Raw genomic sequence first — 21,717 nt, forward strand, 5'->3', positions numbered from 1 at the left:
GATATATTCTGCCATAACAGGCAGATACGGCGTGATTTCCTGCCGGTCAGCGCTGTGTTTTGTTGCGCCAGCGTTTGTACCAGCGTTCAAATGCCGCGGCGGGCATCGGCTTTGCAAATAAAAATCCTTGTCTTTCATTGATACCGTTTTTAGTCAGGTACGCGTCCTCTTTGGCGCTTTCCACCCCTTCGGCGATGACCTGAAGGTTGAGCGCCTGCGCCACGGCGACGATGGCGCGTACCATGGACTGGGAGGCGGTTTTTTTATGAATATCTCTGACGAACATGTGATCCAGCTTGATAGCGTCAATCGGAAAACGCGTCAGTTGTGAAAGCGACGAGTAGCCGGTACCGAAATCATCAAGATGTACCTGAGCGCCCAGCTGGCTAAACTGCTCAATGACCGACAGGGCCAGCGTCTCGTTTTCAATCAGGCAGCTTTCCGTTAACTCAACGTCGATCGGGCAGTATTCGAAATTCAGCTCGTGTAAAACCTGTCTGAGGTCGGTGAAAATCGTCTGGTCAGCAAGCTGACGCGCCGAAATATTAACCGCCACGCGCAGGTGAATGCCTTTATCGCGCCATTTTGCCACCTGGCGCACCACATCGAGCAGCACCCACCGTCCAAGCGGTACAATCAGTCCCGACTCCTCGGCATAGGAGATAAACTCTCCTGGCGAAATCAAACCGCGCTCCGGCGACTGCCAGCGCACCAGCGCTTCAAGGCTGCGTACTTCACCGCGCCAGGTAATCTTTGGCTGATAATGGATCAGTAGCTGATCGTTTTCGAGCGCTTTGCGCAGATGCGTATCGAGCCAGAGGTATTCAAAGACCCGCTCATTCATTTCCGGTGAGAAGACGCAGAACTGACCGCGGCCGCCTTCTTTGGCCGTGTACATGGCGGTGTCGGCATTGCGGATCAGACTGTCACTGTCCTCGCCATGCAAGGGCGCCATCGCGATGCCCACGGAGCAGCCGGTATAGACCTCGATCAGACCGATGCGAAAGGGCTGGCGAAGGCGGGTCAGAATACGCGACGCGACGGCCTCAAGCGCCCCCTGAGAGGTGTGGGTGGCAAGCAGAATGAATTCGTCGCCGCCCAGCCGCGCCAGCAACTGGTTTTCTTCCATACAGCTCAGCAGAGCCAGGGAGACCGCCTGTAACAGCTGGTCGCCGAACATATGCCCATAAGCGTCGTTCACCTTTTTAAAATTATCCAGATCAAAATACACGATCCCGACCTGACCTGCGTGCGCATCCCCGACAGCGTCGTTGATCAGCTCATGGATGGCGTTGCGGTTAGGCAGTCCGGTGATAGTGTCAGTATTCGCCAGTACCCGCAGACGCTCCTGGGCGCGCCGCTCTTCGGTAATGTCGGTACCTGAACAAATGAGAAATATTTCATTCTTCCCGCTACCGCTATGGACGAACTTATTGCGAAATAAAAACAGACGCTGACCCTGGCGGGTTTTTACCCACCGTTCGACCTCATAAGAATTACCGTTACGAAAAAAACCGCTGATATTGCGTCGCGAAGCAGCGGCTTCACGGCGGCTCATAAACAGCCTGAAGACGCTCTGACCAATGACATCCTGCTCTTTAAGTCCGGTATATTCTTCGCACAGGCGGTTGAAGCGCTGAATATTGCCGAGGCTGTCAAGGATCACGATGACCGAATTCGCTTCTGAAACCACCTGTTCGGCGAAGGACAGCCCCTTAGCCAGATCGCGCGCGACGGAGGGCGTGTCATGCCAGGCTGAGGCACTGCCTGCCCACTCGTGCTTATTGATTTTCCGACCCACCAGATGTACCTGCACCTCGCTGCTCTCGAGGGGTAACGTAATCAACAGGCTGGACGTGATAACGGTCATTTCGCGAATTCGTGCGGCCTGCCCGGGGTCGAGCGCAAGCGCCTCATCATGTTCTGCGGCTTCGGTAAGTGATAAATGCAGAACGTCGGCATCATCTGACAAGCGCCAGTAAGGACAGTGTGTGCCCAGAAAACGATACAACGTCGCGGATTCCCGACTCTCTTTCATGTTGCGCACCATCCCGTTTGACCGCCCGAACTTCGCAATGGAAAGGTTAACCGCGATAAATACAGGGTTTACCGTCGCTGCAGATCTTGTTTTATCTATCTCTTCATTTGTAATTCAGAACCGGGAAAAAGCACAGGCGAGGCGGAAAATATATCCCGATAGCGTTGATCGCGTGGCACAGGAAAGGTGTTAAGAGGGGAAGGCGAAAACCAGCAAACGGCCTTTCTTATTCAGAAAGGCCGTGTGAAAACTCAGGGTCAGGCGGCCGGACGGGCGATGATGCTGCGCGTTTCCATCCGCACTTCGGCGATGGTCACATCGATCACGTCCGTGACTTTATACAGGGTCTCGCCTTTAATCTGTACGGTGCCGTTTTCCTGGCTGCAAACCATTTCGTCGCGGACGGCATGGAGGAACGGCGCCGGAATAAAGGCAACCGCGCCGTTATCCACCAGACGAACGCGCATACCGCCACGGCTGACATCAATGATTTCAGCCGCAAAACGGATGTCCGTGCCGGCTTTGTCGTTCAGGAAACGGGCGTACAGCCAGTCGCCAACGTCGCGTTCCGCCATACGGTTCAGGCGACGGCGTTCCGCCATCTGCACGGTGGTGTCGTCGTGCGGACGGGCAATGGTTTCACCTTTAATGACCGCTTTCAGCAGGCGATGGTTGATCATATCGCCATACTTACGAATCGGCGAGGTCCAGGTCGCATACGCTTCAAGACCCAGACCAAAGTGCGGACCCGGCTCAATGCTGATTTCGGCGAAGGACTGGAAGCGACGAATGCGGCTGTCGAGGAAGCCGGACGGCTGTGCATCCAGTTCGCGACGCAGTTTGCAGAAACCTTCAAGGGTCAACACTTCTTGCGGATCGACATGGACGTCGTGATTTTTCAGCAGCGCCGACAGCGCTTCCGTATTCGCCGGATCAAAACCGGTATGCACGTTGTAAATGCCAAAGCCCAGTTTGTCACGCAGAACGCGGGCGGCGCAAATATTGGCGGCGATCATCGCTTCTTCAACGATACGGTTGGCGATGCGGCGCGGCTCTGCCACGATATCCAGCACTTCACCTTTTTCACCCAGGATAAAGCGATAATCAGGACGATCCTTGAAGACCAGCGCGTGGTGATGGCGCCACTCGCCGCGACACAGGCAAATTTGCTGCAGCAGACGAATTTGATGCGCGATATCGTCGCTTTCAGGCTGCCAGCTACCGGCGTTTTCCAGCCAGTCAGAGACGCTGTCATAGGCCAGTTTGGCTTTTGACTCGATGGTCGCCGCGAAGAAAACCATATCGTCTTCAAGGGCGCCATCCGCCGCAATGGTCATACGGCAGGCCAGCACCGGACGGACTTCGCGCGGACGCAACGAGCAGAGATCGTCAGAGAGTTCACGCGGCAACATCGGGATGTTGAACCCTGGCAGATAGTTGGTGAACGCGCGTATTTTCGCAGCGTTATCCAGTTTGCTACCTTCAGCGATCCACGCGGTCGGGTCGGCAATCGCAACGGTCAGCTGTAATTTACCGTCAGCCAGTTCTTCGGCATACAGCGCGTCATCCATATCTTCGGTGCTGGCGCTGTCTATAGTGACGAAATTCAGGGCGGTCAGATCCTGACGCGTTAAGCCTTCGTCGAGCATTTCAGTGGCTACGCCGTCCGGGGCTTCTTTTTCCAGATTGTGGCGCGCCAGCGTTACCCACCACGGCACAAAGTGGTCATCTGCGTAGGTAATGTACTGGGTCAACTCGGCATAGAAGGTGCGATCGCCTTTTAGCGGATGGCGGCGCATCTCGGCGACCGCCCAGTCACCTTCTTTAAAGTCATGCTCTACGCCACGCGCGGCGCGACAGGGGATAGCATCTTTCAGCAGCGGGTGATCCGGAACAATAGACAGGCGATCGTTTTTGCCCTGAACTTTTCCGACAAAGCGGGTCAGGAAGGGTTCAACCAGTTCTTCCGGCTCAGCGGACTCGCGATCTTTTTCACTGTGGATCACCGCGACAATCCGGTCGCCATGCATCACTTTTTTCATCTGCGGCGGCGGGATGAAGTAACTTTTTTGCGCATCAACTTCCAGGAAGCCAAAGCCTTTTTCCGTGGCTTTTACCACCCCTTCGGCGCGCGGCGTCTGGGAATGCAGTTGCTGTTTAAGCTGCGCTAGCAGCGGGTTGTCCTGAAACATATTTGTCTATTTTCGTGGCCAAAAGAGCGGCTGACAGTTTTACGCGAAACTACCTGGTGCGGCAAGCGCTCTTTATCTCTTTGCCGAGGTTAATGTGTCTCACCCAACGCGATTTTCAGGCGATTCAGCCATCCGCATAAACCGCACCACCCCAACAGGTTGATAGCATCAATGACGGACGCGCCGCGCTCGACGAGCGGGGTGAAATGTGCGGCGCTAAAGCGGTCTGGCGCGCGCGTCAGTAATTGTAGCGCCTGAGACAAGGGTCGCTCAATCGGATGTTGTCGCTCCCAGCGTTCAATCTCATGTTCGCTCTGGCGCAGCATGGTGAGAGTCTCTGGCGAGATGCGCGGCGGCAACGCCTGCTCATTGAAGCAGCTTGCGCTACCGTTTATCCTCGCGGCCAGCAGCGCCGCGAAGTTATGCTCTGCGGTATCCGCACGAAGCGAACTGAGCAGCAATTTGCCGAGCAGTGTCAGCAGTACCGGCTGGTGCGCCAGAGCAGGGGCGAGCATCTGTAGCGCGGGCTGTGGTCGATCATGCGACGGATATTCATCTTGATCCGCGCTGGCGTAGCGCAGTTTCACCAGATCCGGGTTTGCGACCCACACGCTCTTTTCCCGCTGAAACAGGCCTTCAGCGGCAAAGGCCTGAGTATTGAGGCCGGGTATCCAGCGCACAGCCTGACCGGACCAGGCCTGAAAAATCGCCACCATGCGCGCCTGGAAACCAACAAAGCCAATGATCTGATTAAACAGGGCCACATCCCAGGCGGACAGGCCGACGTCGGCTAAATGCTGGCGGGCACGCTGGTCGATCACCGAAGGTGAGCAGGCGAGTTGACGCGCATACTGCGTGATCTGCGCCAGCCGATGATTGCTTTCACGCGACGAATCCGGACCCGGCAGCGGCGTCAGGCGCGCGGCGTAATGATTACATAGGCGCTGTACGCCACACGCCTGCGCCACGGTTAAGGCGGTGCTCATGCGTTCATAGGCGCTAAAGGTATGCAGGCGGTTAAGTGGAACGTGATCGGGAAACAGTTCGTTCGCCAACTGGCGGGCGGGTTGCAGCCAGGAGTGAAAAGAATGCAGCATCTCGTCGGGAATCGTCAAATCCAGCAAAAAGCGATCTTCTACGTGAGCTGCTTCCGGCACCAGTGGCAAAACGTCCTGCGGCCAGGTGCTGGACTGGGTCTCATGATACCACTGGTTTTTGCCGTTGAATTGGCGTTGTTCCATGGGCGTTCCTTGGTCTGTATGTGGCGACCCGGACACGTCGTGGCTACCTCACGCCGGATCGTTTTTGCTGCTTTATCCTGGCGTAAGCGGGGGAAGGGGAAAAGATTGTTACGTGATAACAAAGATCAAAAAGGTATATTGCCGGGCAGAACGTTTTCATGGGCGGCAGAACGCCGCCCACAGGAAGGCTGAAAGCTTATTTCAGTTCCAGTTCGTTCATCGCGGCGATGCTGAAACCGCCGTCAACGTGAACGACTTCACCGGAGATACCACCGGACAGGTCGGAGCACAGGAATGCGGCGGAGTTACCGACATCTTCAATGGTGACGGTACGACGAATCGGGGTAACCGCTTCGCAATGCGCCAGCATTTTACGGAAGTCTTTAATGCCGGAAGCCGCCAGTGTACGGATCGGACCCGCAGAGATGGCGTTTACGCGCACGCCTTCCGGACCCATTGCATTCGCCATGTAACGCACGTTGGCTTCCAGAGAGGCTTTCGCCAGGCCCATCACGTTGTAGTTCGGGATCGCGCGCTCTGCGCCAAGGTAGGAAAGGGTCAGCAGGGCAGAACCCGGATTCAGCATAGCGCGGCACGCTTTCGCCATCGCCACGAAGCTGTAGGAGCTGATGTCATGGGCGATTTTGAAGCCTTCACGGGTTACCGCATTGACATAGTCGCCGTCCAACTGGTCGCCCGGAGCGAAACCGATGGAATGAACAAAACCGTCAAATTTCGGCCATGCTTTACCCAGTTCAGCGAACATGGCATTAATGCTTTCATCTTCCGCCACATCGCACTGCAGGACGATGTTCGAACCCAGTTGTGCGGCAAATTCTTCCACGCGGCCTTTCAGTTTGTCGTTCTGGTAGGTGAACGCCAGCTCAGCGCCTTCGCGATGCATCGCCTGAGCGATACCGTAGGCGATGGACAATTTGCTGGCAAGACCGGTGACCAGAATACGCTTACCGGAAAGAAAACCCATAGCTTAAATCCTTATGTTATTGTTGTGGCGCCCAGCCGCGTAAAGGGACGGGGTGTCGTTAAAACGCGGCGATTCTAACACGAGACGCCGGGAGAGTTAATCCGACCACTGCATGAAGCCGTTTTAGCGGTCTTTTCGCCACGCATCCGCGGTGAGCGCTTCGCCAAAATGACCGGCAATCAGTCGCTTTGTCAGGTCGTGGAGCGGTGAAGCCAGCACATCAGCGGTACTGCCGCGCTCAACCACTTCTCCCTGATGCATCACTAAAACCTGGTCGCTGATGTGCTTCATCATGCCAAGATGCTGGGTGACGTAAATATAAGAGATACCCTGTTTCTCCTGCAATTCCAGCATCAGGTTTATTAACTGCGAGCGCATCGACATATCGAGCGACGCCAACGCCTCATCGGCAATGATCACTTTCGGGCGTAATATCAGTGCGCGCGCCAGTCCCAGACGCTGCTTTTGCCCTGGCGCCAGCATGTGCGGGTAATAACTGACGTGATCGGGCAGCAGACCGACCATGCGCATGGTTTCAATGATCTGTTTACGCCGCTGTTCTGTCTCCAGATTCGTATTTAGACGCAGTGGGAAATCGAGAATTTGCGAAATCCGCTGACGCGGGTTAAGCGACGTTGACGGATCCTGGAAAATCATGCGGATGCGCTGGCTGCGAAACGAATAATCGCCGAATTTAAGCGGGTGATCGTCGATCAGCAGTTCGCCGCCGCTCGGCTCGACCATCCCCGCCAGCATTTTCGCCAGTGTCGACTTACCGGAACCGTTCTCGCCGATAATCGCCAGCGTCTGGCGTTCACGCAGGGTAAAACTGAGTGGCTTTACCGCTTCTACCGTCTGGCGACGAAACCAGCCGGTGCGGTAGCGAAAGGTTTTACTCAGGTTGCGCACTTCGAGCAGGGTCTCAACCATGTCACTCTCTCTCCATGTTCAGCGGAAAATGACAAGCGTAGAGATGGTTTTTCGCTCCGGTCAGACGCGGTGTTTCAATACATTCTCGCTGCGCATACGGGCAGCGCGGCCCCAGACGGCAGCCTATCGGTAATTGTTCCAGCAACGGAATCGCCCCGGGCATGGTGTTCAAACGACTTTTATGCGGCATCGCGCTGCCAAAGTCAGGAATGGCGCGGATCAGCGCCTGGGTGTAAGGATGATGGGGAATAGTCACCAGTTCTTTACTTGGCGCCGTTTCCACCGTCTGCCCACAATACAGCACGTTAATTCTGTCTGCCCACTGGCTGAGCATCTGCAGGTCATGGCTGATCAGCAAAATGGTGGTATTGCTGTTCTGGTTCAGACGCGTCAGCAGACGAAAAATTTGCGCCTGGGTGGTCGGCTCCATCGCGTTTGTCGGTTCGTCGGCAATCAGCAGGCGCGGCTGGTTAGCCAGCGCGATGGCAATCATGACCTTCTGACACTCGCCATCGGTCAGCTCATACGGGAAGCTGCGCATGGCGTCTTTATGATCTTTGATCCCAACGCGGTGCAGCAGTTCAATGGCACGACGCTTGCGCCAGCCGACACGTTGCCACCAGCGGCCTTTATAGGTCCAGGCCGGAATATTTTGCATCAACTGCCGACCGACGCGTTCTGACGGATCCAGACACGACTGCGGCTCCTGAAAGATCATCGAGACGTTATGTCCCACCAGCTTGCGCCGTTCGCGCGGAGAGAGGCGCAGCAGGTCGATATCGTCGAAGCGCATACGATCAGCGGTCACGCGCCAGTTATCTTTGGCGACGCCGCAGATCGCTTTGGCGATCAGACTCTTACCGGAGCCAGATTCACCCACCAGACCGCGGATCTCGCCTTCACTTAAGGTCATGCTCACGCGGTCGACGGCTTTTACCCATTCATCTCCGGTTTTGAATTCAATGGTCAGGTTGCGGATATCCAGTAACGGCATTATTCGACCCCCGCAATAATCGCCCGGCGTACGCCGTCACCAAGCAGGTTGACCAACAGAACGCTAATCATGATCGCCGCGCCGGGCAGCATGACTGTCCACGGCGCAACGTAAATCAGCTCCAGCGCATCGCCAAGCATCGCGCCCCATTCAGGAGAGGGGAGTTGCGCGCCAAGGTCGAGAAAACCGAGCGCGGCAATATCCAGAATTGCCATCGACAACGCGCGGGTGATTTCCGTCACCAACCCGGCGGTGATATTAGGCAGTACGGCAAACCAGAGAATGTTCAGCGTGGATGCGCCATCGAGGCGGGCGGCAATAACGTACTCTTTTTCCAGTTCGTCGTGCACCATACTGTAAACCGAACGTACCATTCTGGGCAGCAACGCCAGCCAGACGGCAAACATGGCGTGAACCAGATGCGGTCCTGCAAACGCCACGACGATAATGGCCAGCAGCAGTGACGGAATCGACAACAGCGTATCAAGAATATGGTTCAGCACGGCGGAGCGCAGGCCGTGTGTCGCCCCCGCAATCACCCCCAGCAGCAGGCCGCAAAGCGTCGCCGCCACGGTGACGATAAACGCGCCGCCCACTGTCGGTGCCGCGCCGCTTAACAGGCGACTTAGCACGTCCCGCCCTAAGTCGTCGGTGCCGAGGAAGAACGACACCTCGCCGTAGCGGGACCAGGACGGCGGCAACAGCTGATAGCCGAGGAATTGCTGGTCGATACCATACGGCGCAAACCAACCGCCAAAGACGCACAGCAGCGCCAGACCCGCACAACCGTACAGGCCTACCATCGCCGTGGTATCGCCATAAAATTTCCGCCACGCGGTGCGCAGCGTACCTGGCGGGCGCTTTTCGCTATAAACGCTATCGTAAGGCATACCATTCCTTATGTTTCAGAGGGTTAGCCATAGCACCCAAAATATCAGAAATCACGTTGACGATAATGACCAGCGATCCTATCACCATTACTCCTGCGGAGATCGCCGCGTAGTCCTGTTGGCGTATCGCATTAATCAGCCAGCGCCCGAGCCCCGGCCAGCTAAAGACCATCTCGGTAATCATTGCCAGCGTCAGCATGGTGGAAAACTGGAGGCCAAGGCGAGGAATCACCGGCGGCAGCGCGTTGTGCAATACATGACGGCGCAAGATCGTGAAGCGGGAAAGACCGCGCGTGGCGGCGGCTTTGACGTAGTTCTGGTCGAATACCTCGATGGTGCTGATGCGCATTAAGCGGATCACTTCCGTGGTTGGCGCGACCGCCAGGGTTAACACCGGCAGCACCATATGGCGCAGCGCGCTCATGATCATCTCGTCGCGCCAGGGCGAATCAGAAATCCAGGCGTCGACAATCGCCAGCCCGGTGACGGGCTTCACTTCGTATAGCAGATCAAAACGACCAGATACCGGCAGCCAGCCGAGGGTCAGCGAAAAGAACAGCGTCAGCAACAGCGCCAGCCAGAAGACGGGAATGGAAAAGCCGAGCAGGGCGAGTGCGCTAATCAGTCGATCCTGCCATTTATTGCGCGTGATGCCCGCCAGCATCCCTACCGGGATCCCCACCATCAGCGCGAAGCCAAACGCCAGCGTACACAGCTCCATCGTGGCGGGAAACACCTCTTTAAGCTGTTCAGAGATCAGCTGTCCGTTAATGCTCGATACGCCAAAATCCCAGTGAAGAAGACCGCTGAACCAGAAGACCCACGCATTCCACAACGACGCGCCCTGAAGCGGCGCGTGTGGAGTAAAGTAGCTCAGGCTGAAGCCGATAAAGGTCAGGAAAAAAAGCGTGACCATCAGCAACAGGATGCGGCGTAAGGTGAAAATAATCATGGTTTACTCACCTCAACGGTTTTTTCGCGCGAAACGCCCGCGAACGAGGCGTTGCCAAACGGACTCAGCACCAGCCCTTTAATATCGTAACGGTAGGCCTGCAGACGCAACGAAGAGGCCAGCGGCAGAATCGGCAGCTCTTTGGCGAGAATCGTTTGCGCCTCATCATAGGCGTCAATGCGGGCGGAAAGCTGTTGCGATGACAGGGCCTTACGCAGTACCCGGTCAAACGCCGGATCACACCAGTGGGCGAAATTGGTTTGCGACTGGATTGCCGCACAGCTTAACAGCGGACGGAAAAAACTGTCCGGGTCGTTACTGTCGGTCGCCCAGCCGGACAATGTCAGATCATGGTTCATGTCCATCAACCGCGCCTCCTGGAAACGCCCTTCAACCGGCACAATCACCACTTTCACGCCGACCTGCGCCATATCCGCCTGAATCAGTTCGGCGGTTTTCAGCGGGCTGGGGTTCCATGCCTGAGAGCTGGTCGGCACCCACAGATGCAGGGTGAGGTTTTCCAGCCCCAGCGCTTTCAACTGCTCGCGAGATTTCGCTGGATTGTATTCGGTAATTTTAGCCTCGTTGTCATAGGCCCACGAGGCGCGCGGCAAAATAGAAGCCGCCGTTTCCGCTGTGCCGTAATAAATTGACTGCATCAGACGTTGGTTATTGATCGACAACGCCAGCGCATGGCGGACCGCGGGGTTATTCAGCGGCGGTTTATCGGTATTAAACGCCAGATAGGCGATATTCATTCCCGGACGCAGGGTCAGGCGCAGACGGGGGTCATCGCGCAGAATTGTCAGTTGACTGGCGGCGGGCCAGGCCAACACATCACATTCGCCGGTGAGCAGCTTCGACAGGCGGCCAGTACCGCCGGACCCTAAATCCACGACCACCTGTGGCATCAACGGTTTGCCGCGCCAGAAACTGTCGTGCCGTTGCAGACGAATGAACTGGCCGGCGCGGTATTCCGACAGCTGAAACGGCCCGGTGCCGACCGGCTGCCTGTCGAGCAACTCCTGACGATCCTGCTTCGTTAACTGCGCCGCATATTCCGCGGACATTACCGACGCATAGTGGGTAGCGAGGTGCCATAAAAACGAGGCGTCCGGCTGCGCCAGGCGAAACTCCACGGTATTACCGTCGATTTTGCGGACGCTCTGGACGTTATCCGCAAACTGCAGACTGTCGAAATAAGGGAAGTTGCCGCCGTTGACGTTATGCCATGGATGCTGGCGATCAAAAATGCGCTGGAAGGTAAACACCACGTCATCGGCGTTCAGCTTACGGGTTGGCGTAAACCAGGCTGTTTTCTGAAACGGGACGTCGCGGCGCAGATGAAAACGGTAGGTTGCGCCGTTATCCAGCACCTCCCAACGTTCCGCTAGCTCCGGCACCAGGCGATAGGTATAAGGATCGACATCCAGTAGTCGGTCATATAACTGCGCGGCAAGCGTGTCGACGATCAGTCCACTGCTCGCTTTTTGAGGGTTGAAGGTGTTGACCTGCCCACTGACACAATAAACGAAGCCGCTGTCGCGGATATCTTCATGCGAAGGCGCTTCAGGCGCAGCAGTAGCCTGACCACGCAGGAGTCCAGCCATCACGATCAGAGACGATATAACCAGGCGCATAATTTTTAAGGGATTATATATAAAGTATCTATCTTACTAATATTTAATAACATTTGCTATTACCGTTTGTATTTTGGGGCATCATGGGGCAGACGTGTTGGCAATCGCGCGTTCAGCATCGCGACCTGATCAGCATTCATACCGGCTATCCATTTTGACTATACCTCATAAACCATCTTAGCATTCTCATGCCCCATATGACTCGCAATAAACGATAAGTTGGCTTTTGCAGACAGCAACCAACACGCGTAAGTATGCCGAGATTGATATGACGGATGCCGCCGAATACCTGAACGCCTGGTTATGTCAAAATGGCGGCTTCGTTCGGGTTGAGAGAGACACCCAAACGCACCATACAGGAACTTTCTATTGAAACCTTTGCTTTGCAATGCGCGGTTAACGCAGAAACTGCCTGCGAAAGCCACATTGCGGAACGTTCGGCCCTCATGTCTGAAATAGCCTTGTGGGTCGGCAAAGGGTAAACATAAACGCGGAATTGACAGTAAAGCCCGGCCTGCCGGGCGATAATTATCTCCGCTGTCGCGCCTGCTCACCTTTCCATTCTTCGAACGATGCCTCCAGTATCCAGAGGCACTGTGCACCTTCGAAAGTCCTGAGTAGCGCACTACGCGTTCGCATATAAAAATCGTCAATTTCTTCAACGGTTCTTTCAGTTGGGACGGTGCAGACAAGATCGCTGCCAATCATGTGCGGCCAGTCACGTGCATCGATTTTTTGCAATGCCCGTAACGCGCCAGGTGTGTTTGATGTGAGCGCGCTTGCAAGGGCATCCTCCAGTTCCTGCGCCTGCTTTACATTTGCCGTCGCTGCGAGTGATGCAATCTGCTCCAGACTTGCCGGTTCCCCTCTGGCAACACCACTTACGATTTTATCCCAATCGGTCCCTTTCGACAGCGCCGGAAATGAAAGACAGGCCGACAGTAGCAGAGCAAGCCGCAGCCTCATCGCACCACCTCTATACTTCCCCCGTCACGCAGAATATTTCGTCGCGTTGAGAGCGACATAATAATGCAGCCCTCAGAGGCGAATCCTGCCGGACCGTGCTTGCGTTCGCCATGTATTCTGAATTCCGAACGCCCGAAATTTTCACCCGACGTTTGTTCAAGAATAAGAGTGACCGGGCCTTTTGAATTAGAATGCCCCGTGATTTTATATGTCCCGCGAGGGAGTGGACCCAACCCCTTAACATGCTGACGATCCGGATTGTTTTTGTTGGTCAGCGCACCGGAATAGCCAGTCTCGATCAACTTCCCGTCCTTGTACATTTTCCCCGTGCTTTGCTCATATTTCCAACCCATATTTTTGCTCCTATGCGGTTTTCCTGTCATTCCAGCTATCCGAGTGAATAATATTTCCGTCAGCAAAGCGCCAGGTGATTTTCTCGTATAGCAATTCGACGAGTTCAATGTGATTATGTCTCTCATAATCAGGGCTTTTGACATCGAGCATCATCGGACAAACGCTCACAATCGTTACTCCCTCCATCAGGACTGAAAAATACTCGACCTCCTGTCCGGCATCGTTAATTTTATATAATTTAACCTCAGCGGATTTTAGCCGCTGACCTGTGGTAACGGCCTTGTAAAGATACGGGCTGGAAGAGTCTATTTCTTTATCAAAAGAAAACGGGGAATGAGCGCGCAAACTGGTCGCCTTACCAGTGTGTTTATCTGTAGGCTGCAAAACACCATGATTAAAGCCGAAGATTTCGATACTTCCGTCACGATCCCTTACGTCTACCAAACCCTTAATATCTTCACCGCCATCGTCTTTCAGCCAGAGATAGGCTGGTATCGCCATTCTTAAAACTCCATTTCTACTGTTAAAAATAGTAATAAACACGTTATTATTCGAACGTGCAGCACACTAAATGCTATAGCTTTGATGTATAGCTTTTTGATATTCATATAAAAAATGTAAAACTTGAAATATATAAACCCTGGCGGATTGTTGTGCAAAATTGAGAGTTTCGAAGGGTGGATTGTGTGGGGGGGAAACGCGATTGGGGCAGGAAAAGGGGCACTAAAATGACTCGCATTGTCTTCGTGTCAATTATTATAACTCTATTTTTAATAATTAAATGTTGATTTCTAAGGAGCGTTAAAAAAATAATTTGTAAGGTTTTTAGATTCGATTTGCAAAGTGTATCGCACTTCGGCCCGTCAGGTAAAAATGGCTGTAGGTAACTGACGCAAAACTGCGCAAATTCGCCGTGAAAACGCTAAATCTGATGCTTTTTAAGCAACGCGCGCAGCTGGTGGTAGGTCAGACCGAGCAGTTCAGCCGCCCGTTTCTGATTAAATTTCGCCTGCTGCAGGCTCAGTTGCAGCAGGTTTTTTTCCTGCTGTTGCTGATATTCGCGCAAATCCAGGGGCAGGGAGGGGACCGACGCGGGAGCGTCAGTTTGTGACGGGAGGCGGCTTTCCTCACGTTTGAACGGATCGAGAATGATCTCATCGAGCAGCGCGTCGCTGGTGCCATGACGGTATACAGAACGTTCAACGACGTTTTTTAATTCACGGATGTTGCCGGGCCAGGCGTAGGTCATCAGCGTTTCTCTGGCGCGCTCGGTGAAACCAGGGAATAACGGCAGGCGTATTTCACGGCACATCTGAATGGCAAAATGTTCCGCCATCAGCATGATATCGGCCTGCCGTTCGCGCAGAGGCGGCAATTGCACAACATCAAACGCCAGGCGATCCAGCAGGTCTGCGCGGAATGTGCCTTCTTTCACCATCGCCGGTAGGTCGGCGTTGGTCGCACAGACCAGCCGCACGTTCACCTGTAATGGCTGGCTGCCGCCGACCCGCTCCAGTTCACCGTATTCAATGACGCGGAGCAGCTTTTCCTGCACCAGCATCGGCGCGGTGGCGAGCTCATCGAGAAATAATGTCCCGCCATCGGCGCGTTCAAAGCGACCGGGATGCCGTTTTTGCGCCCCGGTAAATGCGCCAGCTTCGTGACCGAACAGTTCACTGTCGAGCAAATTTTCATTGAGCGCGGCGCAATTGAGAGAAATAAACGGCCCCTGCCAACGGGAAGAGAGATAATGCAGGCGGTTGGCGATAAGCTCTTTACCGGTGCCGCGTTCACCGATGATCAGGACCGGTTTATCCAGTGGCGCCAGACGTGAAACCTGTTCGAGAACCTCGAGAAAACTGTTGGCCTCGCCTAAAAGATTGTCTTTGTATTCTGCCATGATGAATTTCGCCACTTGTTGGTGTATTTCACCACTTTACGCTGTTTTTGTGCCGAGGTAAAACTGTACGTTACTTGATATTTCAGTGAGTTAAAAAGTTGGCACGAGGATTGTATTACACATTCAGCAGGGCATCGCCCGACATCAAAAAATATGAGGACTGAATTATGGGTATTTTTTCTCGTTTTGCCGATATCGTGAACGCCAACATCAACGCGCTGCTTGAAAAAGCGGAAGATCCGCAGAAGCTGGTTCGCCTGATGATTCAGGAGATGGAAGACACACTGGTTGAAGTTCGTTCCAATTCCGCTCGCGCGCTGGCAGAAAAGAAACAGCTATCCCGCCGTATTGAGCAGGCCACCGCGCAGCAGACCGAGTGGCAGGAAAAAGCAGAGCTGGCGCTGCGTAAAGATAAAGACGACCTGGCGCGTGCCGCGCTGATCGAAAAACAGAAGTTGACCGATCTGATCGTGACGCTCGAGCAGGAAGTGGCGCTGGTGGAAGATACGCTGACGCGCATGAAGAAAGAGATTGGCGAGCTGGAAAATAAACTCAGCGAAACCCGCGCCCGCCAGCAGGCGTTGATGTTGCGCCATCAGGCGGCCAGTTCTTCCCGCGATGTGCGCCGCCAGCTCGACAGCGGCAAGATCGATGAAGCAATGGCGCGCTTTGAATCTTTTGAACGTCGCATCGATCAAATGGAAGCTGAAGCGGAAAGCCACAGCTTTGGGAAGAAACCGACGCTGGACCAGCAGTTCGCTGACCTGAAAGCCGATGATGAGATCAGCGAGCAACTGGCGCAACTGAAAGCCAAAATGCAGCAAGACAAGCAATAATAATACCTGGCGGCGCCCGAACGCGCCGCCGCTCATCACCTGTAAGGAGTACACATGAGCGCGCTATTTCTGGCCATTCCGCTAACCATTTTCGTGCTGTTTGTGCTGCCGATTTGGTTATGGCTGCATTACAGCAACCGTTCCGGTCGCGGCGAACTCTCGCAGAGCGAGCAACAGCGTTTAGTCCAACTTACCGACGACGCCAGGCGAATGCGTGAACGTATTCAGGCGCTGGAAGCGATTCTTGACGCGGAACATCCGAACTGGAGGGAACGTTAATGGGAGGCATTAACCTGAACAAAAAATTATGGCGCATCCCCCAACAAGGGATGGTACGCGGCGTGTGCGCGGGCATCGCGCAATACCTCGACGTGCCGGTGAAACTGGTGCGCATTCTGGTGGTACTGTCGATCTTTTTTGGTCTGGCATTCTTTACCCTGGTTGCCTACATCGTGCTGTCTTTTGTGCTTGATCCGATGCCGGACAACCTGGCCGCAGGCGAAAACCAGCCTACCAGCGGAGAACTGCTGGACGCGGTTGATAAAGAGCTGGCGGCGGGGGAGAAGCGCCTGCGTGAGATGGAGCGCTATGTCACCTCGGATACGTTTACGTTACGTAGCCGTTTCCGTCAGCTGTAATGAATTCAGTGAGGGCTAAGATGAATAATCGCTGGCAACGCGCCGGGCAAAAGGTGAAACCCGGTATGAAAATAGCAGGTAAGCTGGTACTTCTGACGGCGCTGCGTTACGGTCCGGCAGGTGTGGCGGGCTGGGCAGTGAAGTCCGTCGCCCGTCGTCCGCTGAAAATGTTGCTGGCGCTCGCGCTTGAACCCTTATTAAGCCGGATGGCTGCAAAAATATCAAAACGTTATTCCAAAAATTAATCCTGTCGATTACGGGCCGCCCGGTCCGTAACAAATAAATCACAATTTAAAAATTAATTTGCGGCAGCTCACAAATACGATTTTTGGGCTGCCAAAATGGTTTTTTTTCGCCGCGAAAACCCCGTGCCCTGCATTGACAGCTAATTTTACCGGGAGTAGTCTCTTGCTTCATGGGACCGCTACCACGGAAAAATCAAGTGAAGCACAAAATTCAGGAATGCCTCAGCTTTGTCTATGAAGATTCATGGACGCATCGTCATGATGAAATGCTCAACGCGCGAATAGAAAACGCGCGAAAGGTTATTACGAAAAAGCGTAAGCCACACTGGGATGAAAGTGATGTGGTGTTGATTACTTACGCCGACCAATTTCACAGTGAAAAAGAAAAACCACTGCCTACATTTAATCGGTTCTATTCCCGGTGGTTGGTGTCAATATTCTCCCATGTCCATCTGCTGCCCTTTTATCCCTGGTCTTCTGACGATGGTTTCTCGGTCATCGATTATTATAAAGTCGCCGAAGAAACAGGGGACTGGCAGGATATCGCGGCGTTAAATAAATCCTGTCAATTGATGTTTGATTTTGTCTGTAATCATATGTCGGCGAAAAGCGAATGGTTCGCACATTATTTACAGCAGACGCCGGGATTTGAACAATTCTTTATTGAAATGGATCCGCAGACCGATCTGAGCGCGGTCACGCGCCCGCGCGCATTACCGCTGCTGACGCCATTTACTCTGAAAGATAATAGCGTACGTCATTTATGGACCACCTTCAGCGAAGATCAGATCGACCTCAATTATGCCAATCCGGATGTATTGCTGGCGATGGTCGACGTGCTGCTGACTTACCTTGAACACGGGGCTGATTATGTGCGTCTCGACGCAGTAGGCTTTATGTGGAAAACGCCGGGCACGAGCTGCATTCATCTGGAAAAGACCCACCGGTTGATTAAGCTGTTTCGCGCTATCGCCGATGACGTCGCGCCTGGCACGGCAATTATCACGGAAACCAACGTTCCGCATAAAGACAACATTTCCTATCTGGGCAACGGGCTGGACGAAGCCCACATGGTCTATCAGTTTTCGCTGCCGCCGCTGGTTCTGCACGCCGTGCACCGCCAGGACACCCGCGCGCTCAGTCAGTGGGCGCAGTCGCTGACGCTGCCGTCACAGCAGACCACCTGGTTTAACTTCCTTGCCTCTCACGATGGCATTGGTCTGAATCCGCTACGCGGATTGCTGCCGGAAGACGATATTTTAGCGTTAGTCGCCGACCTGCAAAAAGAAGGGGCGTTGGTTAACTGGAAGAATAACCCGGACGGTACGCGCAGCCCGTATGAAATCAATGTCACCTACATGGATGCGTTAAGTTCGCGCGACAGCAACGATTCACAACGTCTGGCGAAATTTATGCTGGCCCATGCGCTCTTATTGACCTTTCCGGGTGTGCCGGCCATCTATATTCAAAGTATTCTCGGCTCACGTAATGATTACGAGGGCGTGGAAAAATTAGGTTATAACCGGGCAATTAACCGTAAGAAATATCAGCGCGAAGCGATTGAAAATGAATTAATGGCAGAGGATTCACTGCGTCATCAGGTATATCAATCTTTATCGCGGCTGGTGAAGATTCGCCGAAATAATCACGCCTTCCATCCGGAAAGTGATTTTACCATTTCCAGTATTACGCCTGCGGTAATGAAAATCGTTCGCGCGGCGAATACCGACGAAAAAATCACGGCTTTATTTAATTTCAGTGATTGCATTCAGACCGTTGACGCGGGGGTAAACTCCGGCATCGATTTAATGACGGAAACCCTGGTTTCCGGCGAAACATTAACGCTGCAACCCTGGCAGGTTATGTGGATTAAAAAATAAAAGGAACATCTGATGCTTAAAACAAAAATTGTGCTGTTATCAGCACTGGTTTCCTGCGCCCTGATTTCAGGCTGTAAGGATGATAAACCCGACCATGTGACGATTGAATTTATGCACTCGTCTGTCGAACAGGAGCGTCAGGCCGTTATTACTACGCTTATTGAACGGTTTGAAAAAGCGAATCCTGAGATCACCGTGAAGCAGGTTCCGGTGGAAGAAGACGCCTATAACACTAAGGTCATTACGCTTGCGAGAAGCGGGTCACTGCCGGAAGTGATCGAAACCAGCCATGACTACGCGAAAGTGATGGACAAAGAACAGCTCATTGACCGGGAAGCGGTGACGAATGTCATCCAGACCGTGGGCGAAAATGCTTTTTATGACGGGGTGCTGCGGATTGTCCGCACCGAAGACGGCAGCGCGTGGACCGGGGTGCCGGTGAGCGCCTGGATCGGCGGCATCTGGTATCGCAAAGACGTGCTGGCTAACGCCGGACTCAACGAACCGAAAAACTGGCAGGATCTGCTGAATGTCGCCCAGACCCTGAACGATCCGGCGCATAAGAAATATGGCATCGCGTTGCCCACCGCGGAAAGCGTGCTGACCGAGCAGTCTTTCTCCCAGTTCGCGCTCTCAAATAAAGCGAATGTGTTTAACGCTGAGGGACACATCACGCTCAACACGCCGGAGATGACCCGCGCGCTGAGCTATTACCGCGATCTGGCAGCCAATACCATGCCAGGCTCCAACGATATCATGGAGGTGAAAGACGCTTTCATGAACGGCACCGCGCCAATGGCGATGTATTCGACGTATATTCTGCCAGCCATCATGAAGGAGGGCGATCCGCAGAACATCGGGTTTGTGGTGCCAACCGAAGAGACGTCGGCGGTTTACGGCATGTTGACTTCGCTGACCATTACCAGCGGCCAGAAAGAAGAAGAAACCGAAGCGGCCGAGAAATTTGTCGCGTTCATGGAACAAGCCGACAACATCGCCGACTGGGTGATGATGTCGCCGGGCGCGGCGCTGCCGGTGAACAAAGCGGTGGTGGGCACCAAAACCTGGCAGGACAACGGCGTCATCAAAGCGCTGGGCGAGCTGCCGGGGCAACTGATTGCGGAACTGCCGAACATTCAGGTGTTTGGCGCGGTAGGGGACAAAAACTTTACCCGTATGGGCGATGTGACGGGATCCGGTGTCGTCAGTTCGATGGTGCATAACGTGACAGTCGGCAAAGCTGATCTGTCCTCAACGCTTCAGGAAAGCCAGAAAAAACTGGATACCCTGATTGAGCAGCGTTAATGGCTAAGAGGAACGCAGTTATGACCCGATTATTTTCAGGTCGATCCGATATGCCTTTTGCGCTGCTGCTCCTGGCGCCCAGCCTGTTGCTGCTGGGCGGTCTGGTGGCCTGGCCGATGATATCGAACATCGAAATCAGCTTTTTGCGCTTGCCGCTAAACCCGCGCATCGACGCCACCTTTGTGGGGTTGAGCAACTACATTCGCATCCTTTCCGATCCCGGATTCTGGCACTCGCTGTGGATGACGGTGTGGTACACCGCGCTGGTGGTGGCAGGCAGTACCGTGCTCGGGCTGGGCGTGGCGATGTTCTTCAACCGTGAATTCCGCCTGCGCAAGACGGCGCGTTCACTGGTGATCCTCTCCTACGTGACGCCGTCGATTTCGCTGGTGTTCGCCTGGAAGTACATGTTCAACAACGGCTACGGCATTGTGAACTATCTCGGCGTGGATCTGCTGCATCTCTACGATCAGGCGCCGCTGTGGTTCGACAATCCCGGCAGCAGTTTCGTGCTGGTGGTGTTGTTCGCCATCTGGCGCTACTTCCCGTATGCGTTTATCTCGTTTCTGGCGATTTTGCAGACCATTGATAAGTCACTGTACGAAGCGGCGGAAATGGACGGCGCTAATGCCTGGCAACGTTTTCGCATTGTCACGCTGCCAGCGATTATGCCCGTACTGGCGACGGTGATTACGCTGCGCACCATCTGGATGTTCTACATGTTCGCCGACGTGTATCTGTTGACCACCAAGGTCGATATTCTCGGGGTCTATCTCTACAAAACGGCCTTTGCCTTTAATGACTTAGGGAAAGCGGCAGCGATCTCGGTGGTGCTTTTCATCATTATCTTCGCCGTCATTTTGCTGACCAGAAAACGGGTGAACCTCAATGGCAACAAATAAACGCAAATTCGGACGTGTCGTTTTTTACTGCGGCCTGATCGTCTTTCTTATTATCACGCTGTTTCCTTTTTTCGTGATGCTGATGACGTCGTTCAAAAGCGCGAAAGAGGCGATTTCGCTGCATCCGACGCTGTTGCCGCAGCAGTGGACGCTGGAACACTATGTCGACATTTTTAACCCGCTGATTTTTCCTTTTGTCGATTACTTCCGCAACAGCCTGGTGGTGTCGGTGGTGTCGTCGGTCGTGGCCGTGTTTCTGGGGACGCTGGGCGCGTATGCGCTCTCCCGCCTGCGCTTTAAAGGACGGATGACCATCAACGCCAGCTTTTACACGGTGTACATGTTCTCCGGCATTTTGCTGGTGGTGCCGCTGTTCAAGATCATCACCGCGCTCGGGATTTACGACACCGAAATGGCGTTGATCGTCACAATGGTGACCCAGACCCTGCCGACCGCCGTGTTCATGCTGAAAAGCTACTTCGACACCATTCCGGATGAGATCGAAGAAGCGGCGATGATGGATGGGTTGAACCGTCTGCAAATTATTTTCCGTATTACCGTTCCGCTGGCGATGTCGGGGCTGGTGTCGGTCTTTGTCTACTGCTTCATGGTGGCGTGGAACGACTATCTGTTTGCCTCCATTTTCCTCTCCAGCGCCAGCAACTTCACGTTGCCGGTGGGACTGAACACCCTGTTCAGCACGCCAGATTACATCTGGGGACGCATGATGGCGGCGTCGCTGGTGACGGCACTGCCTGTCGTCATTATGTATGCGCTTTCCGAACGTTTTATTAAGAGTGGTTTGACCGCTGGTGGCGTGAAGGGCTAA

21 protein-coding genes and 1 pseudogene are annotated in these 21,717 nt (G+C 54.0%); 8 read left to right on the plus strand and 14 right to left on the minus strand.

What is annotated here, in order from left to right; genetic code table 11:
- Positions 1-46 precede the first annotated feature (46 nt).
- From pdeR to pspF, 14 genes and pseudogenes are all read right to left on the minus strand, one after another.
- On the minus strand, positions 47-2,038 hold the full coding sequence (pdeR, locus tag OGY07_RS06265) for a cyclic di-GMP phosphodiesterase (RefSeq protein WP_286599349.1): 1,992 nt from the start codon (positions 2,036-2,038) through the stop codon (positions 47-49).
- Positions 2,039-2,295: 257 nt separating this feature from the next.
- A complete protein-coding gene (locus tag OGY07_RS06270; RefSeq protein ID WP_286599351.1) occupies positions 2,296-4,230 on the minus strand; it encodes an exoribonuclease II in 1,935 nt (644 codons plus the stop codon).
- 89 nt (positions 4,231-4,319) lie between these two features.
- Entirely contained in the window at positions 4,320-5,471 is a 1,152-nt protein-coding gene (locus tag OGY07_RS06275) for a carboxymuconolactone decarboxylase family protein (protein WP_286599353.1), read from the minus strand.
- A 196-nt stretch (positions 5,472-5,667) separates the two neighbouring features.
- Positions 5,668-6,456, minus strand: a complete 789-nt coding sequence (gene fabI, locus OGY07_RS06280; RefSeq protein WP_042283398.1) for an enoyl-ACP reductase FabI — start codon at positions 6,454-6,456, stop codon at positions 5,668-5,670.
- A 123-nt stretch (positions 6,457-6,579) separates the two neighbouring features.
- Positions 6,580-7,386 (minus strand): peptide ABC transporter ATP-binding protein SapF, encoded by an 807-nt coding sequence (sapF, locus tag OGY07_RS06285; RefSeq protein ID WP_286599355.1) that lies wholly within the window; start codon positions 7,384-7,386, stop codon positions 6,580-6,582.
- A 1-nt stretch (position 7,387) separates the two neighbouring features.
- Positions 7,388-8,380, minus strand: a complete 993-nt coding sequence (sapD, locus tag OGY07_RS06290; RefSeq protein WP_060571283.1) for a peptide ABC transporter ATP-binding protein SapD — start codon at positions 8,378-8,380, stop codon at positions 7,388-7,390.
- A complete protein-coding gene (sapC, locus tag OGY07_RS06295) occupies positions 8,380-9,270 on the minus strand; it encodes a peptide ABC transporter permease SapC (RefSeq protein WP_060571282.1) in 891 nt (296 codons plus the stop codon). The genes sapD and sapC overlap by 1 nt, the downstream gene beginning before the upstream one ends.
- Positions 9,257-10,222 (minus strand): peptide ABC transporter permease SapB, encoded by a 966-nt coding sequence (gene sapB / locus OGY07_RS06300; protein WP_042283384.1) that lies wholly within the window; start codon positions 10,220-10,222, stop codon positions 9,257-9,259. The genes sapC and sapB overlap by 14 nt, the downstream gene beginning before the upstream one ends.
- Positions 10,219-11,862, minus strand: a complete 1,644-nt coding sequence (sapA, locus tag OGY07_RS06305) for an ABC transporter substrate-binding protein SapA (protein ID WP_286599358.1) — start codon at positions 11,860-11,862, stop codon at positions 10,219-10,221. Before sapA ends, sapB begins: the two co-directional genes overlap by 4 nt.
- 59 nt (positions 11,863-11,921) lie before the next feature.
- Positions 11,922-12,161 (minus strand): annotated as a pseudogene (locus tag OGY07_RS23350) (site-specific integrase); the annotation flags it as partial.
- 229 nt (positions 12,162-12,390) lie between these two features.
- Entirely contained in the window at positions 12,391-12,828 is a 438-nt protein-coding gene (locus OGY07_RS06315; protein ID WP_286599360.1) for a hypothetical protein, read from the minus strand.
- Entirely contained in the window at positions 12,825-13,181 is a 357-nt protein-coding gene (locus OGY07_RS06320) for a tlde1 domain-containing protein (RefSeq protein ID WP_286599365.1), read from the minus strand. The genes OGY07_RS06315 and OGY07_RS06320 overlap by 4 nt, the downstream gene beginning before the upstream one ends.
- 10 nt (positions 13,182-13,191) lie before the next feature.
- Positions 13,192-13,683 carry a type VI secretion system tube protein TssD gene (tssD, locus tag OGY07_RS06325; protein ID WP_286599368.1) on the minus strand — a complete coding sequence of 164 codons (492 nt, stop codon included), beginning with the start codon at positions 13,681-13,683 and terminating at the stop codon, positions 13,192-13,194.
- A 421-nt stretch (positions 13,684-14,104) separates the two neighbouring features.
- A complete protein-coding gene (pspF, locus tag OGY07_RS06330) occupies positions 14,105-15,082 on the minus strand; it encodes a phage shock protein operon transcriptional activator (protein ID WP_286599369.1) in 978 nt (325 codons plus the stop codon).
- Positions 15,083-15,249: 167 nt separating this feature from the next.
- Here pspF and pspA point away from each other — a divergent pair, with 167 nt between their 5' ends.
- The 8 genes from pspA (at position 15,250) to OGY07_RS06370 (ending at position 21,717) form a co-directional block, all read left to right on the plus strand.
- The gene (gene pspA, locus OGY07_RS06335) at positions 15,250-15,918 is read left to right on the plus strand and encodes a phage shock protein PspA (RefSeq protein WP_060571275.1); all 669 of its coding nucleotides are present in this window, start codon (positions 15,250-15,252) and stop codon (positions 15,916-15,918) included.
- Positions 15,919-15,972: 54 nt separating this feature from the next.
- Positions 15,973-16,197 carry an envelope stress response membrane protein PspB gene (gene pspB, locus OGY07_RS06340; protein ID WP_042283359.1) on the plus strand — a complete coding sequence of 75 codons (225 nt, stop codon included), beginning with the start codon at positions 15,973-15,975 and terminating at the stop codon, positions 16,195-16,197.
- Positions 16,197-16,556, plus strand: a complete 360-nt coding sequence (gene pspC, locus OGY07_RS06345) for an envelope stress response membrane protein PspC (RefSeq protein ID WP_060571274.1) — start codon at positions 16,197-16,199, stop codon at positions 16,554-16,556. Before pspB ends, pspC begins: the two co-directional genes overlap by 1 nt.
- Positions 16,557-16,576: 20 nt before the next feature.
- A complete protein-coding gene (gene pspD, locus OGY07_RS06350; protein WP_042283355.1) occupies positions 16,577-16,801 on the plus strand; it encodes a phage shock protein PspD in 225 nt (74 codons plus the stop codon).
- A 197-nt stretch (positions 16,802-16,998) separates the two neighbouring features.
- Positions 16,999-18,681 (plus strand): sugar phosphorylase, encoded by a 1,683-nt coding sequence (locus tag OGY07_RS06355; RefSeq protein WP_286599374.1) that lies wholly within the window; start codon positions 16,999-17,001, stop codon positions 18,679-18,681.
- 12 nt (positions 18,682-18,693) lie between these two features.
- On the plus strand, positions 18,694-19,986 hold the full coding sequence (locus tag OGY07_RS06360) for an ABC transporter substrate-binding protein (protein WP_060571272.1): 1,293 nt from the start codon (positions 18,694-18,696) through the stop codon (positions 19,984-19,986).
- Positions 19,987-20,006: 20 nt separating this feature from the next.
- Positions 20,007-20,888, plus strand: a complete 882-nt coding sequence (locus OGY07_RS06365; RefSeq protein ID WP_042283345.1) for a carbohydrate ABC transporter permease — start codon at positions 20,007-20,009, stop codon at positions 20,886-20,888.
- Complete coding sequence (locus OGY07_RS06370; RefSeq protein ID WP_286599379.1) at positions 20,875-21,717, plus strand: carbohydrate ABC transporter permease; 843 nt, start codon at positions 20,875-20,877, stop codon at positions 21,715-21,717. Before OGY07_RS06365 ends, OGY07_RS06370 begins: the two co-directional genes overlap by 14 nt.

Source organism: Citrobacter sp. Cs237, from assembly GCF_030332325.1.
GTDB lineage: Bacteria > Pseudomonadota > Gammaproteobacteria > Enterobacterales > Enterobacteriaceae > Citrobacter_A > Citrobacter_A sedlakii.

What these genes read in the sequence shown, in the direction of transcription:
- sapD (WP_060571283.1), bottom strand. Translation starts at nt 8,380, where the DNA reads ATGCCGTTACTGGATATCCGCAACCTGACCATTGAATTCAAAACCGGA.
- fabI (WP_042283398.1), bottom strand. Translation starts at nt 6,456, where the DNA reads ATGGGTTTTCTTTCCGGTAAGCGTATTCTGGTCACCGGTCTTGCCAGC.
- OGY07_RS06275 (WP_286599353.1), bottom strand. Translation starts at nt 5,471, where the DNA reads ATGGAACAACGCCAATTCAACGGCAAAAACCAGTGGTATCATGAGACC.
- OGY07_RS06365 (WP_042283345.1), top strand. Translation starts at nt 20,007, where the DNA reads ATGACCCGATTATTTTCAGGTCGATCCGATATGCCTTTTGCGCTGCTG.
- pspC (WP_060571274.1), top strand. Translation starts at nt 16,197, where the DNA reads ATGGGAGGCATTAACCTGAACAAAAAATTATGGCGCATCCCCCAACAA.
- OGY07_RS06270 (WP_286599351.1), bottom strand. Translation starts at nt 4,230, where the DNA reads ATGTTTCAGGACAACCCGCTGCTAGCGCAGCTTAAACAGCAACTGCAT.
- pspA (WP_060571275.1), top strand. Translation starts at nt 15,250, where the DNA reads ATGGGTATTTTTTCTCGTTTTGCCGATATCGTGAACGCCAACATCAAC.
- pspF (WP_286599369.1), bottom strand. Translation starts at nt 15,082, where the DNA reads ATGGCAGAATACAAAGACAATCTTTTAGGCGAGGCCAACAGTTTTCTC.
- OGY07_RS06320 (WP_286599365.1), bottom strand. Translation starts at nt 13,181, where the DNA reads ATGGGTTGGAAATATGAGCAAAGCACGGGGAAAATGTACAAGGACGGG.
- sapA (WP_286599358.1), bottom strand. Translation starts at nt 11,862, where the DNA reads ATGCGCCTGGTTATATCGTCTCTGATCGTGATGGCTGGACTCCTGCGT.
- sapB (WP_042283384.1), bottom strand. Translation starts at nt 10,222, where the DNA reads ATGATTATTTTCACCTTACGCCGCATCCTGTTGCTGATGGTCACGCTT.
- sapF (WP_286599355.1), bottom strand. Translation starts at nt 7,386, where the DNA reads ATGGTTGAGACCCTGCTCGAAGTGCGCAACCTGAGTAAAACCTTTCGC.
- tssD (WP_286599368.1), bottom strand. Translation starts at nt 13,683, where the DNA reads ATGGCGATACCAGCCTATCTCTGGCTGAAAGACGATGGCGGTGAAGAT.
- pdeR (WP_286599349.1), bottom strand. Translation starts at nt 2,038, where the DNA reads ATGAAAGAGAGTCGGGAATCCGCGACGTTGTATCGTTTTCTGGGCACA.
- OGY07_RS06370 (WP_286599379.1), top strand. Translation starts at nt 20,875, where the DNA reads ATGGCAACAAATAAACGCAAATTCGGACGTGTCGTTTTTTACTGCGGC.
- OGY07_RS06360 (WP_060571272.1), top strand. Translation starts at nt 18,694, where the DNA reads ATGCTTAAAACAAAAATTGTGCTGTTATCAGCACTGGTTTCCTGCGCC.
- sapC (WP_060571282.1), bottom strand. Translation starts at nt 9,270, where the DNA reads ATGCCTTACGATAGCGTTTATAGCGAAAAGCGCCCGCCAGGTACGCTG.
- OGY07_RS06315 (WP_286599360.1), bottom strand. Translation starts at nt 12,828, where the DNA reads ATGAGGCTGCGGCTTGCTCTGCTACTGTCGGCCTGTCTTTCATTTCCG.
- pspB (WP_042283359.1), top strand. Translation starts at nt 15,973, where the DNA reads ATGAGCGCGCTATTTCTGGCCATTCCGCTAACCATTTTCGTGCTGTTT.
- pspD (WP_042283355.1), top strand. Translation starts at nt 16,577, where the DNA reads ATGAATAATCGCTGGCAACGCGCCGGGCAAAAGGTGAAACCCGGTATG.